The sequence below is a fragment of the Paenibacillus sp. EKM10P genome, from assembly GCF_011800655.1.
Classification (GTDB): domain Bacteria; phylum Bacillota; class Bacilli; order Paenibacillales; family Paenibacillaceae; genus Paenibacillus; species Paenibacillus polymyxa.
In genome coordinates, this window is sequence record NZ_JAALET010000002.1 from 308,228 (window position 1) to 320,400 (window position 12,173).

Genomic DNA, 12,173 nt, shown 5'->3' on the forward strand with positions numbered 1-12,173 from the left:
TTTTCAATTATTCAACAACGTCTTCTATAATTTCTTCTAGCTGCTTAATTGCTTTTTTAGACAAGCTTTGTTTGTGACTGTCTAACCATGTAACGAGTCTTTTATTTACCGATTCTTTCTTTTCTGGTTCTAGAATAGGCTTCACATATTTGTGGCTAGTTTTAATTGCAATTGCATGTGACGATGAAACATAAATTGGTCTATACTTTGCCGATTTAGACACCTCTATATACTCTTCTTGATTTGAAACAGGAATAGCATTCTCGCCATGTTCATTTCTAAAATCATCATAAACATTATCTACAATCTCTCTGAGCTTATTGTTTTCGTTTGTAGCATAGGCACTTGTAATATATTGAACATCTGGAGAGCTACTTTTGATCATATCAACAGTCTTATTCGAGTTAACGCCACTCAGCATCCTTGAAGACAACCATTTCAATTCAAATGAGTCTGCCAACTTTCTATCCCTATCAATCTTTATGTACTCAGGCTTGAAATCATATCCTTTTGTATACTCACTGTAATTGCATACAAACAGTCCATTAACAAACACTTTACCTTTGTATCTATCTTCTTCAAGTATTCGTCCAAAGCTACTTTCAATTATTTCTCCAACTTCCTGTAAATGAAGATTAGATTCTAAAATATCGTGATATTCTTGATTTGTAATATTCTCAATAACAATAGTTAGATTATTGTCGGGTGCTTTCTCCCATGGATATTTTTTATCAACGAAAAAAGTTAGTATTTCTTCACCATAACGACGACTATTAACGAATCTAGGCTTCCAAACTTCTTTTGCTCCATAGTTATAAAAGGTCACTGGTTTATTGAGTCGAGTCAACACTAGTGTAGCAATTTTATACCCTTCTCCAAATTGACCAATTGTATTTGGATCGTCACGTTTAGATGAAGAGCCAAGCAGAAGAGTTTTCACATTTAGGATAGATGATTTGTTTCCAATATGCAGGATTTGCTTTTCGTTATCATATTTGAAGAACATTTTATTGTCATCCGATATCGTTTGCTGATCGAGTGCATTTTGAAACAATTCACGTACAGCATCAACTACTGTCCAAGTTGGTACATAGTCTTTTGATAAACTTAATTCATATTTACTCATTCATCTTCCTCCAGTAGAAATTCACAAATTGTTCTGCAAATTCTGTCGTGGTTTAATTTCAAACGGATCATCACTGTATTCATGGTCTGAAAATGGCATAATTTTTTTCTCGTAATCTGCCCTATTGATTATTCGGCGTGTTTTGAAAAATATGTGATCTTCATATTCATAAACATTGTCACCATCTATTTCTTCATAGTAAGTGTGTGGGCCACAATTGTCATAGCTCCACCATCCAAAATCATCATTTGAACGTTCAGTCCAATGTCCATCATCGTCAATGTCAAACCCCATACTATAAGCAATATCGTCAATTGAAGGATAACAATTTTCATACTCCATTTCGTCTGGTTCATCGCATAATGCCAAATCCGCTGATTTACGCAGATCCTCAATATACTCCTTAAAACTATCAAAGAAATATTTGGATAGATATTCGGCAAGCTCGTTTTCATCCTGACAGTAAGTATCTATCAACACATACGTTTCGTCTTTAAAGAGTTTATTAATCAATGTGAATTCAATATCTCTGCTCTCTTCACTAAAATTATCAATAACTATCTCATCGTGAAAGATACTCTTCATGAAATCATTAATTAGACTTTCTATTTTATTCACTTGCGTCCCCCTCTATTCAATAACTATTTAATTTGTACAATCAGAAACTCTTCCTCTAAATAAAAAAACAGGTATTTGATCATAAATCAGTTTGAATACTTCTCTTCATAAATGAAGTAGGCAATACTATCAACATGATGAGTATAAAGAAAATCTTTGAAATCTTCATAAGTGCGATAATAGCCCTCATCTGAGTATTGGTTTTCTGCCTCTGATAACACTTCTCTTGCAAATTTTTGAGCAGCATTTTCTTCCTTAAAAATGTATTCACCTTTATTAACTAAAGTGTCGTTGATCACTTTAAGACGTTCATATTCTTCTTCCACATTCTATTCCTCCATTTACATATCCGTATTTAGTGATAAAATTAGATTTTTATCTCGTTCTTAATTTCTGTTTTAATTTGTTCAAACAATTCTATTGCTTTTTGTTGAGTTCCTTTAGAGAACATTGACAGACTGATATATTCTGTTTCGGAACACTCCAATGTTTTTCCAAATAATTTCTCCATCGAGATATCAACTTTAATTTTTGCACTTCCATTAAGTTCAACATCTTCGCCAAAATAATTTTCACCACTAAGTGAAACACTAATCAGTTCACAATCCACACTACTTTTCATTGAATCATCTCCTTTATTGTTTGCGTAGTTCACTTCAAATGGTCTGCAACTCTATCTTTGGGTAGTCTCATTAAAATAGATGCGCCAAAATCATTTAATGCGTCCTCACCCTTAATTGCATCTTCAGGAATCCAAACTTCAAGTTTGACTCGATAATAGCCCTTGTTCTTTCCTTTTTTAGATGGCGCATAGGTGTTAATCGTTCCTGAAGGTGGAGCCAAGACCATTAAACTGTCATCGTATTTTCTAACACTTGATCCACATACATCCCGACCATTTCTTTATTAGCTCCAAAAATCACTTTACTCATTATGCTAATCCTCCTATTAGTATTATTAATACAAAGTTATATGAATTTATCATCTTGATAAAAGATGGCTTTTACGAAGAGTTACACAAGCAACTTTCCTTCTAATCGATCATATGCGTTTTTTACACTCTCGCTTACTTCTATGTATTTATCATAATCTTTGATCAAATCAATCACTTTGCCGTTTTGTACTGTAAACTGAAGGTGATAGTATTGTATATATTTTCTGTCTTCGTGTTCAGCATATTTTCTTCCCAATGTAACTGCCCTTTTAATTTTGTATTCAACATCAGTGATTGAATCACACTTTAAATAACTAATTGGACAACACACTTTAAACTGCTCAATAACTCTGTAACTCACTTTCATTCAACTGTTCTCCTATGTATTATTTAATTTAATATGATTGATTCTTTGTTATATGCTTCAGCAAACTCTTTATAGAATTTATTGTTTTTATCAAATTCATCCTGACCATCTTTAATGCCTAGCTCATAGCACATTTTCCTATGTCCTTCTCTGACTTCCTCAAATGCTTTACTCCAAAATATCTTATGTATAATGTTTTGAATCAAATTATTTTACCTTCCTTCCCGTGAGATTAACGAACTTGCCAAACTTCTCGACTTTGTATGGTCGAAATGAATGTTGCTGATATTCAAGTAATTCATCATATGTCTCTTCGGTTGGCTTAAACTCGACTCCATTGAAAATCATCTTTTCACCAACAAGGAAAGTTGTAGATCTCGGCTCATTGTCTACCCAACATAAATTCAATAATGTTTCTGCTTCTTTTGATAAGTTCATATGTTTCACCCTTTCAATGACATAAATAAAATAACAAAGTAATTAAATAATAGATGACTGAATATTGGTACTAGAATGTTATCTGTCTTTTTATAATACCAACTCCACACAATTCCGATAAATACATACCCTATAAAATTAACTGCGTTGAAATGTGGAATTGCAAATATTATAGAACTTAATATTGCTGACAACCAAAAGTTGTAACGTTTATGTAGTTTTGTGAATATATACTTTCTGCAAATCAATTCTTCAAATACAGGGCTAAATGCTATGGCATACACATACATAATCGGTGTTTGAATATGCGATATAACTGGTTGCTGTGTGATCAGTAGCGAAAATAATTTAGAGAGAATTGAGAAGCCCATAATTGCTATACAAAATGAATTGAAGATCGATTCTCTATTTAATTTTGAATCTATTTGAGAAAAATCTTCTTTAAATATTCGACGACCATACCTCATCATTAATCCCAATATGATCGTAGGTGCAATGTTTGTTATGAAGAAGAGCGTACTCTTCACTTCCTTTCTTGTGTGCAACTTTCAAACTATCAACCTCCTAATAAAAAAAGTACAGGCTTCGTTTAACCTGTACTCATATTATCATATTTAATTATTTTTGTATATAGGTATTTCATTATTTTTATTTATTTAATTCGTCAATGCTAACAGGGAATCTTTCTTTTGCCAATTCGATAACTGCTTTTGCGTATTCTTGGATTTCTTTTTGAGCGTCATGTTCAAGTCTCTGGTTTAGGAAATGGCAAACTCCTTGGAGTGAAGTAGACCAATACCAACGCACATACATACCGTACGCTGGGAGAAACAGTCTTGCTTGTTCTGCACAGATCCCTTTTTCAATGGCCCACTCATAATTGCTTTCTGCATCCTCAATGGTTTTAATAAGTCGATATGTAGCTTCTTCACCAAGCTCAAATTTAACAATATCTCCGCTGCCTTGCTTTGAGTTTTCAGGTTTAGAACGCCACTCATTAAATGCTGGTACATGAAAGTTCGGCTCTTCAGTGATGTAACGGCGACTAGACTCGTTCCATGCGTCCATTGTATGGTCAGAGCCAACGATATATTTCCACCATTGTCGAGCTACCATAAGAGGCGCATACACTTCAAACTGGAGAAATGCATGTCTAAAAGGGCTGGTATGATCTTCTCGCGCTAGAAATTTAATTAGCTTAATATCCTTTTCAGTTAATTCTTTTGACTCTTTTGCATATGATGCTTTTGCAGCATTAACCACTGTAAGATCCGAACCCATTACATCTACTAATCGTACATAACCCTTGTCTAGTACATCGATTTTGTTCATATATAAATTCTCCTTTTGATCAATTTTAAAGGCAGTGGAATTACCACCGCCCAGTTGTATTGCTTAAGTAATCCTGAATGGCTAAACTCGCTTCATTTACTGTTTCATAAAGACCCAAGTATTGGCGCGCGCCATTGAATTGCACTCTTGCTATCCATTTGTTGCTTTTAGCTTCCCATGTTACTCCTTTTACTCCAGACTTAGTTTTGTCACGCGATGAACTTTTAATTAAGTCTTCACCTGATTTACCCGATCTTAGCCTAAAGTCTATAGTGCTTGTACCAATACCAGCAACCTCAGCCCACTGCGAAACTGTTTTTGTCTCTCCTCCTATGGTAACAAGCCTATTATTTCTTCGATTGTTTAATTGAGTTTTCATATCGACCCATCTGCAATTCTCTGAACAATAATTACCGTTATTGTTTATCCTGTCGATTGATACACCTTCTTTGTATCCGTTATCCATTGCCCAATTGTAGAAATCTAATAGTCCTTTTTCTTTATTCAACCATTCATCACATACTTTGATTCCTCTACCACCATAATTATAATAATTGGAATTCTTAATATTGTAGCATCTATCTATCATAGCCGATCTAACTGAATTAAGCTTAGTACTCCGTAAACCGTGTTTCGTAACAATATCTTTATGGTAGCAGCCGCAACTTCTGGTGTGTCCACTTCTTAAATCGCTTCCAGACACCTCTACAGTGTTTTCGCAATCGCAAATACATAACCACATAGCCTTATGTTTGAATATCCTTGACATATTTAGCACAAAAAGTCTTCCGTATTTATTCCCAGTTATATCAACAACAACCCCCAAAATTACATTACTCCTGTACTGCCAAATCCACCTCTTGAAATATCATCAAGCACATCAACAGTGATAAGTTCGATTTCAGGCATTACCTTTTGAATTCTAAACTGACAAATTCGATCATTCTTTTTGATAACAGTATCCCGAAGAGCAATAGCCGGAAAATGCCACTGATCTTCGTTACCTGAATACGAGTTATCAATAACTCCGAAATGATTTGCTTGAATGATTCCAAAATTCTTAAATGTGCTGCTTCGAGGTACTGGGTTGGCCTCATAACCCTCAGGTAGCTTCATCCCTACACCAAGAGGGATAAGTTTGTATTCTCCTGCCTTCATTTCAACATCATTAGCAGAACGAAGATCAATCCAATCACCCTTAGAAATCTTTTGCAGAGGTTCGATATCAGTAAAGTATTTTACTTTGATTTGTTTTTTTGTCATTTCTCCCTTTGTGTTAATAGGTGAAGCATGTAATTTTACTCCATTAGGTTTCATGTACTTATTTTTATCTCTAATTGAACTCTTCTTTTCTTTATATTGTCGCAGCAAGGAATCATCAAACTTGTTTGTCCGTCTTTTATTCTTGATATAGTATGTTACCACTGTCAAACCGTCCAGATGTCCCTTAACAACACCTTTCACCTTGAGTGGCTTGATGTATACTGTCTCATTAATTGCGTAAAATGGTTGTTTTACTTGCTTATTATTTTTAGCTGTCATATGTATTAATTGCTCCCTTTAAAATATTTATTAAGAGGGCTTTTTATTGCCCTCTACTTTTTATGAATTTGAATATATATTATGCTTCACACGAAGAACATAGTTTATCCTTGCTAAACTGCTGTGCTGCATTTGTGCTATGTTGATAATACAGTGTTTTAATCTTGTTTTCCCAAGCGAATAAATACAGTTCATTGATTTGTTTAGCAGACATTTTCGGGTTAACCGTAATATTTAGAGATTGGCTCTGATCCAAGAATAGTTGCCGAGTTGAAGCTTGGTCTAGAATTACATATTGGTCGATTTCACTGAATGTTTTAAACACTTCTTTTTCATTCGTGCTTAAAAAATCAAGATGTTGCACAGAGCCGTCATTATCTCGAATACTATTCCACACTTCTTTTGTATCTTTGTTATAAGTTTTCAACACTTCTTTTAGATATGGATTTTGGATTGTTACTTTGATTTTAGCAATATCCTTAACATAACAATTAGACCAGATAGGTTCGATACTTTGTGAAACTTGGCCGAGAATAAACGCAGAACTTGTTGTAGGTGCAATAGCAGTGAGGGTAGCGTTCCGTCTTCCGTAACCTTTCAATACTTCTGGTTCGCCATAAAGTGCCGCTAGCTCTCTCGATGCTTCATGTGATCTCTTTTGAATCAAACTAAAGATACGAGAATTCAACTTAGCTGCTTCCAGACTTTCAAATGGAATCATTTTTGATTGAAGGTAGGAATGCCACCCCAGTGCTCCTACTCCTAATGCACGATTAGCTTTTGCAAAGTTGTAGGTCTTCTCCATAAAATAAAAAGCTAAATTTTCTTCTCTGCTTTCAGAGTCACGCATCTTTTCTAGTTTTTTTATAAAATCAGTCATTACGGCATCCAAGAAAAATACCATTGTTTCAACCGCATCTGTATCTTTCCATTCATCATAATGCAATATATTCATTGAAGATAAGTTACAAACGAATGACCATTCATCGTTACTTGGTAACATAACTTCACTACAAAGGTTGCTAGCATAAATCTTCAGACCTTTGTCTTTGTATACATCAACGGTATTATTATTGACTGCATCATCAAAGAAAATATAGGGATAGCCAATCTCAACGCGTCTCTGAATGACCTTTGCCCATAGAGTACGTTTTTCAGGATCTCCAGAAACCATTTTCTCCATCCATTTATCTGTCACAATTACTCCGTGTGTCAATTCTTGAATAGGGTCTCCTTCGGTTCCAATTTTCAAAAATTCTTCAATATCTGGATGATCGATAGGAAGATATGGAGCGAATCTTCCGCGTCTCGTACTTCCCTGACTAACGACATCCATAGTGGATTCAAACAATTTCATGAAATGAACTGCACCAGATGATTCACCGTTATCTTTGATTGGTGCTCCTCTGTGACGAAGTTCGCCAAAGTATCCAGATGTTCCTCCACCAAACTTACTCATCATTCCAACCTCAGATGTTGTGTAAAGAATATCTCCCATATTATCTGAGAGGTAGGAACCGAAGCAACTAATAGGCAATCCTTTGTCAATTCCAAAATTAGCCCACACTGGAGAAGAGAGCGAATAGTATCCCTTTTCCATATAATCGTAAAATTTATCAGCAAACCCTTTGATATTAAGAATCTTCTCAGCCGTATCTGCAATTGTACGAATACGTTTTTCTGCCGTAACTCCTTCTGTTAAATATCCCCGAGACAAGAAGCTTTTACTGTTTTCATTCAACCATTTCATATTTAATCAATCCCCATCTTTTTATGTATTAGAATAAGTCATCTCCAGTAATGCTACGTGTACGCTTTGTATAATTGATTTGACGTTTTACGAAAAAGTCGCCATGTTTTGTCCCGATTATCTCATCATCAAACCAATCAGTTTTATCTACCAATTTCTCATTAACATCAAAGACAGGTCTATATCCAATACTTTTCAATGAGTTATTAAGGCGATTCTTAACAAATTCTTTAACAATTTCTTTTGGTAAAAAACTCAATTCTCCTGACTCGTAAATCCAATCTATAACCAGTCCTTCAGAATCATAAGCTTCAATACACGCCTGATAAACTGTATTTTCTAGTTTCTTATCAAACCATTCAGGATGTTCTTTGCGGATAATATTGATAAGTTCAATTCCAAACAGTCCATGAACCTGCTCCTCTTTTGAGGTAGCTTCAATCACATTTGACATTCCCTTAAAGATATTTTTATATTTATTAAACGACATGATAATCAAAAATTGTGAAAACAATGATACGTGCTCAATGAATAAAGAAAACAGTAGGATGGATAAGGCATAATCTTTATTCTCACCAGTACGAGCCAATTTAGCAGATTTTGTCAAATAGTCTACTCGCCGACTAAGGACTGGAATTTCTTTGATTTTCTCAAATTCCTCGTTCAATCCTAATATTTCAAGTAGGTGTGAATATGCATCATGATGACGAACTTCGCTTTCTGCGAATGTATGCCCCACCGCACCAACCTCTGGTTTTGGGAGACGATGATATATATCTCCCCAAAACGTCTTAACTGCAACCTCAACTTGTGCAATGGCGAGCATTACATTTTTGATTGCATTTCTCTCATTGTTGCTTACATTAAATTTGAAATCATGAATGTCCGAAGTGTAGTTGAATTCAGTATGAAGCCAGTACGAATGTTGGATTGCTTCTTTGTACTCTATGAGTTCGGGATACTCATATGGCTTCAAATTTAAGCGGTATTTGAAAATGTCGGGCTTTCTTGCCTGTGTTCGTTTTTCACGATAAATAATGTATGCTTTTGCCGTAACCTTATATTCTGATTTTAGTAAGACCATTTCTACTAAATCTTGCACATTTTCAACGGTCAATTCATCGTACTCATTAAGCTTTATTAATTCTAAGACACACTGAGTCAGTCTTTTTGCTTCAGGTATATCAAATTCTCCTGTTTGATTTCCTGCTCTTTTAATAGCATTCGTGATCTTCTCTGCGTTAAAACCGACTCTTGTTCCATTGCGTTTCGTAATCAAATTTTGCAACCCAATTCTTCTTCCTTTCTCTCTGTTATTTAGAAATCCCCCATCCGTCCACCCATTTATTAATTTGCGAACAAAACTGCTTTATTCTCTGATAAGCTTCTTTGAATATCAATAATTCTCTGGTTGGATGAGCCGCGCCATTTAAGGTTTAGATCACGTTTGGAAAGTTCGAAACGTCCATCAACCAGAATGTCGCAGTGTAACATTAATTCTTTCATTGTTTGGTTTTCCATTATCTTTTCAAACGTATAACCCGACCATATCCAAATTGTCTTATCTTCACACTCATTCTTTACTCGTTTCAAAAGTGGTAACAGTCCATCAATACTTTGAAATGGCTCACCACCCAACACTGATAATCCAGCTATTTGTACATAATCAATCTTCAAATCACTGATAATCTTATTCTCTAATTCATCCGTATATTTTATTCCATAGTGTGAATTCCATGCTGAAACATTGAAGCACCCTTTACAATGGTGAGCGCATCCAGATACAAACAATGAATGTCTCAGACCAATACCATTTATAACATCGAATCTTTTATAATCAGCTATGTACATTAGTTATGTTTCACTCTCGATACGACCTCTTTTTGTTTTCCTTTGTTGAACGGTCTTTGAGATGGTTGGCTCAAGTAACCACAGCAGCGTCTAATGACGGAGGATGTCTCTGGATCGTTGTTATTGCAATTTGGACACTTGAATCCTTGATTAGTTGCCTCAAATTCTCCCTCATATCCACAATCATAACACTTGTCTACTGGAGTGTTTGTTCCAAAGTAAGGCACTCTCTCATAAGCAAAATCCCACACAACTTCTAATGCTTCTGGATTTTTCACTAATGAATCAAATTCACAATATGAAATGAATCCACCACTTGCGTATTGAGGGTAATCTTTTTCAAACTCAATCTTTTCAAAAGGAGTTGCCTTTTTGTTAACATCTAAATGAAACGAGTTAATATAATAACCTTTGTCGGTAATACCTTTTATTATTCCAAATTCATTCTTATCCAACTCACAAAAACGATAACACACGGACTCTGCTGGGCTGCTGTATACGCTGAATCCGTAACCCGTTTCTTCTTTCCATTTACTCGCTTTGCTATTGAGATATTTTACAATATTTAATCCTTTTTGACGCATAATAGAGTCATCAAAAATGTGCTTCTCAAATAGCGCCAATATTGCTTCATGAATACCTATATATCCAAGTGAGATACTAGCTCTGTCATTTTGTAGCAGGCGATCAATTGTATCTTCTGGTTTTAATCTGACTCCTGCCGCCCCCTCCATATAGAGGATCGGTGCAACTTTTGCTTTGACTCCCTTCAGGCGATTGATTCTAAACATTAACGCTTCCTTACAAATTTCTAATTCATCATCCAATAGATTATAAAATTCTGTTTCACTATTCTTTGCGCGAATTGCAATCCGTGGCAAGTTAAGAGTCACTACTCCCATATTAAATCGCCCATCATGTAGTTCTTCATTATTTTCTATGTATTTACTTAAAAAGCTGCGACATGACATTGGGAACTTAAATGAACCAGTCACTTCCTTAACCTTCGGGACTGAAAGGATATCAGGATACATTCTCAATGTACTACATTTGATTGCCAATTGTTTGATGTCGTAATTGGGATCTTTAGGTTTAAGATTAACTCCTTCTTCTAGGGCAAAAATCAATTTTGGGAATATGGGGGTACTGCCTTCTTTACCTAGTCCCCTAATTCGATTTTTAAGAATGGCGATCTGGATCTGTCTTTCTTCCCAACTTGTTCCTCTACCGAATCCGAACGTTGAAAAAGGAGTTTGTCCGTTTGCCGAAACCAATGTGTTGATCTCATACTCAAGTGATTGGAATGAATCTAGTGTTTCTTTTTCTGTCATTTGAATTGCGTAATTGTATTCTTTTATAAATTTGGTCTTGAAGATTGAACTTTCTGGATACACTTGGCTTTCAAGTATATGATCGTTTGGATTGCCCTCAAACCATTTCATTCCGACTCTAAAATGTTTGATGAACGAAGCTCTAACATATGGAGCCAAAATCATATCGATTTCGTTAATTGTGTTACCGCCATAGATATGACTAGCTACTTGTGCAATAATTTGTGCAGTAACTGCTGCGGCGGTTGTAATAGACTTTGGAGTTTCTATTTGAGCATTGCCAAGTTTAAACCCATTCTCCAACATTCCTTTTAAGTCAATTAACATACAGTTCGTCATTGGGAAATAAGGTGAATAGTCCTGATCATGGAAATGTAAATCTCCTCTATTATGAGCTTCAACAACTCGTTTTGGTATCATATAGGCTTGAGCATAGTCCTTTGCCATAATACCTGCTAGAAGATCTCGTTGTGTGGGAATCGTCTGTCCATCTTTGTTTGAGTTTTCTTTTAATACTTCCTCATTGGACATGTCCAATAATCCAGATACTTTTTTATCAAGGCTGCTTCGTTCTCTTCGTTTTAGATTCCGCACTTCTCGATAGCCTATGTACTCTTTGGCTACATCTTTTCTCTCACTCTGCATAAGAACATCTGCTACTGTATCTTGGATGGATTCAATGTCTACGTTAGTCACATTGTTAAAAATTGCTACAACTTCTTTGGTGACATTAGTCGCTAATTGCTTATCGATACCTCTTTTTGTTCTATTCATTGCTTTGAAAATAGCTTCAACTATCTTTTGTTGATTAAACGCTACAACCGAACCATCTCTTTTAGTAACTTGCGTATGTATCATCTCCATTATCCTGTGTAAAAGAACTG

Annotated in this window: 15 protein-coding genes; all 15 read right to left on the minus strand. The window is 35.2% G+C overall.

What is annotated here, in order from left to right:
• Positions 1-7: 7 nt before the first annotated feature.
• Positions 8-1,126, minus strand: coding sequence for a hypothetical protein (locus tag HFE01_RS06435; RefSeq protein ID WP_167438140.1), 1,119 nt, complete (start codon positions 1,124-1,126; stop codon positions 8-10).
• A gap of 21 nt (positions 1,127-1,147) precedes the next feature.
• Positions 1,148-1,744, minus strand: a complete 597-nt coding sequence (locus HFE01_RS06440; RefSeq protein WP_167438139.1) for a hypothetical protein — start codon at positions 1,742-1,744, stop codon at positions 1,148-1,150.
• 86 nt (positions 1,745-1,830) lie between these two features.
• Positions 1,831-2,070 carry a hypothetical protein gene (locus HFE01_RS06445; RefSeq protein ID WP_167438138.1) on the minus strand — a complete coding sequence of 80 codons (240 nt, stop codon included), beginning with the start codon at positions 2,068-2,070 and terminating at the stop codon, positions 1,831-1,833.
• A 41-nt stretch (positions 2,071-2,111) separates the two neighbouring features.
• Complete coding sequence (locus HFE01_RS06450) at positions 2,112-2,366, minus strand: hypothetical protein (RefSeq protein WP_167438137.1); 255 nt, start codon at positions 2,364-2,366, stop codon at positions 2,112-2,114.
• A 29-nt stretch (positions 2,367-2,395) separates the two neighbouring features.
• Positions 2,396-2,593: a hypothetical protein gene (locus HFE01_RS06455; protein ID WP_167438136.1), complete on the minus strand. Its 198-nt coding sequence runs from the start codon at positions 2,591-2,593 to the stop codon at positions 2,396-2,398.
• 164 nt (positions 2,594-2,757) lie between these two features.
• Positions 2,758-3,045, minus strand: a complete 288-nt coding sequence (locus HFE01_RS06460) for a hypothetical protein (RefSeq protein WP_167438135.1) — start codon at positions 3,043-3,045, stop codon at positions 2,758-2,760.
• 23 nt (positions 3,046-3,068) lie between these two features.
• On the minus strand, positions 3,069-3,251 hold the full coding sequence (locus tag HFE01_RS06465; protein WP_167438134.1) for a hypothetical protein: 183 nt from the start codon (positions 3,249-3,251) through the stop codon (positions 3,069-3,071).
• Positions 3,252-3,488: 237 nt separating this feature from the next.
• Entirely contained in the window at positions 3,489-3,953 is a 465-nt protein-coding gene (locus tag HFE01_RS27750) for a CPBP family intramembrane glutamic endopeptidase (RefSeq protein WP_167442978.1), read from the minus strand.
• 178 nt (positions 3,954-4,131) lie between these two features.
• On the minus strand, positions 4,132-4,815 hold the full coding sequence (gene thyX, locus HFE01_RS06475) for an FAD-dependent thymidylate synthase (protein ID WP_167438132.1): 684 nt from the start codon (positions 4,813-4,815) through the stop codon (positions 4,132-4,134).
• A 40-nt stretch (positions 4,816-4,855) separates the two neighbouring features.
• Positions 4,856-5,641 (minus strand): hypothetical protein, encoded by a 786-nt coding sequence (locus tag HFE01_RS06480; protein WP_167438131.1) that lies wholly within the window; start codon positions 5,639-5,641, stop codon positions 4,856-4,858.
• Positions 5,642-5,643: 2 nt separating this feature from the next.
• Positions 5,644-6,078, minus strand: a complete 435-nt coding sequence (locus HFE01_RS06485) for a dUTP diphosphatase (protein ID WP_167438165.1) — start codon at positions 6,076-6,078, stop codon at positions 5,644-5,646.
• Positions 6,079-6,436: 358 nt separating this feature from the next.
• The gene (locus tag HFE01_RS06490; RefSeq protein WP_167438130.1) at positions 6,437-8,107 is read right to left on the minus strand and encodes a ribonucleoside-diphosphate reductase subunit alpha; all 1,671 of its coding nucleotides are present in this window, start codon (positions 8,105-8,107) and stop codon (positions 6,437-6,439) included.
• 28 nt (positions 8,108-8,135) lie between these two features.
• Positions 8,136-9,386 carry a ribonucleotide-diphosphate reductase subunit beta gene (locus HFE01_RS06495; protein WP_207714827.1) on the minus strand — a complete coding sequence of 417 codons (1,251 nt, stop codon included), beginning with the start codon at positions 9,384-9,386 and terminating at the stop codon, positions 8,136-8,138.
• Between the two features lie 68 nt (positions 9,387-9,454).
• Positions 9,455-9,958: an anaerobic ribonucleoside-triphosphate reductase activating protein gene (gene nrdG / locus HFE01_RS06500; RefSeq protein ID WP_167438128.1), complete on the minus strand. Its 504-nt coding sequence runs from the start codon at positions 9,956-9,958 to the stop codon at positions 9,455-9,457.
• On the minus strand, positions 9,958-12,153 hold the full coding sequence (gene nrdD, locus HFE01_RS06505; protein WP_207714765.1) for an anaerobic ribonucleoside-triphosphate reductase: 2,196 nt from the start codon (positions 12,151-12,153) through the stop codon (positions 9,958-9,960). Before nrdD ends, nrdG begins: the two co-directional genes overlap by 1 nt.
• Positions 12,154-12,173: the final 20 nt, after the last annotated feature.

Coding starts and splice junctions, on each gene's coding strand:
- HFE01_RS06435 (WP_167438140.1), bottom strand. CDS start 1,126: ATGAGTAAATATGAATTAAGTTTATCAAAAGACTATGTACCAACTTGG.
- HFE01_RS06450 (WP_167438137.1), bottom strand. CDS start 2,366: ATGAAAAGTAGTGTGGATTGTGAACTGATTAGTGTTTCACTTAGTGGT.
- HFE01_RS06455 (WP_167438136.1), bottom strand. CDS start 2,593: ATGGTCTTGGCTCCACCTTCAGGAACGATTAACACCTATGCGCCATCT.
- HFE01_RS06460 (WP_167438135.1), bottom strand. CDS start 3,045: ATGAAAGTGAGTTACAGAGTTATTGAGCAGTTTAAAGTGTGTTGTCCA.
- HFE01_RS27750 (WP_167442978.1), bottom strand. CDS start 3,953: ATGATGAGGTATGGTCGTCGAATATTTAAAGAAGATTTTTCTCAAATA.
- thyX (WP_167438132.1), bottom strand. CDS start 4,815: ATGAACAAAATCGATGTACTAGACAAGGGTTATGTACGATTAGTAGAT.
- HFE01_RS06485 (WP_167438165.1), bottom strand. CDS start 6,078: ATGACAAAAAAACAAATCAAAGTAAAATACTTTACTGATATCGAACCT.
- HFE01_RS06490 (WP_167438130.1), bottom strand. CDS start 8,107: ATGAAATGGTTGAATGAAAACAGTAAAAGCTTCTTGTCTCGGGGATAT.
- nrdG (WP_167438128.1), bottom strand. CDS start 9,958: ATGTACATAGCTGATTATAAAAGATTCGATGTTATAAATGGTATTGGT.
- nrdD (WP_207714765.1), bottom strand. CDS start 12,153: ATGGAGATGATACATACGCAAGTTACTAAAAGAGATGGTTCGGTTGTA.